The following is a 640-nucleotide window of genomic DNA, read 5'->3' as shown; positions in this document are numbered from 1 at the left end:
GCCGCAGGCCGACGCCGGGGGACATTCGCCGACAAGGGCATCGCGGCCCAGCCCCCGACCCGTCCACCGCTGTTGAATAACCCAACGCAACGCACTGCACTTCACGAAACGTTGAATCCTGTGTGAGGATTCGATGAGCTGGGCCGGGCCACCATGGCCGCACCTGCTGCCCCCACGCAGCCATCCCGGGCCCCGGCCCATTCCAAGGAGAGTTACCCGATGAGCACACCCACCCGTTCGCTGTCCCTGCTGGCGGCCACTGCGCTGGCCGCAGGCCTGGGCGTCAGCGCCTCGGCGTCCGCGTTGAGCATGACCGACCTGGCCCAGGGCTACCTGGTGGCCGGCCAAGCGGCGACCAAGGCAGCCGAAGGCAAGTGTGGCGAAGGAAAATGTGGTGCGCACGGCGACAAGGCAGGCACCAAGGCAGGCGACAAGGCCGCGACCACCGGTGCCAAGACCGCCGAAGGCAAGTGTGGGGAAGGCAAGTGCGGCGCCGACAAGGGCAAGGCTGCTGGCGCCAAGGCAACGACCGCTGGCGACAAGAAGACGGCGGAAGGCAAATGCGGCGAAGGCAAGTGCGGTGCCAAGCACTGACGCCCTCGCCACTGGCCTGGGCCCGTCGCCGCTGCCTGCGGCGGCG

Annotated in this window: 1 protein-coding gene; it reads left to right on the top strand. The window is 68.9% G+C overall.

Going from position 1 to position 640, the window contains the following annotated elements; all coding sequences use genetic code 11:
- Positions 1 to 219 precede the first annotated feature (219 nt).
- Positions 220 to 594: an HvfA family oxazolone/thioamide-modified RiPP metallophore gene (locus ACE026_RS09035; RefSeq protein ID WP_486038733.1), complete on the top strand. Its 375-nt coding sequence runs from the start codon at positions 220 to 222 to the stop codon at positions 592 to 594.
- Positions 595 to 640: the final 46 nt, after the last annotated feature.

It is taken from the genome of Stenotrophomonas sp. AGC87, from assembly GCF_057333975.1.
The sequence above is the reverse complement of the archived record's forward strand: the minus strand, read 5'-3'. Positions and strand labels throughout refer to the sequence as shown.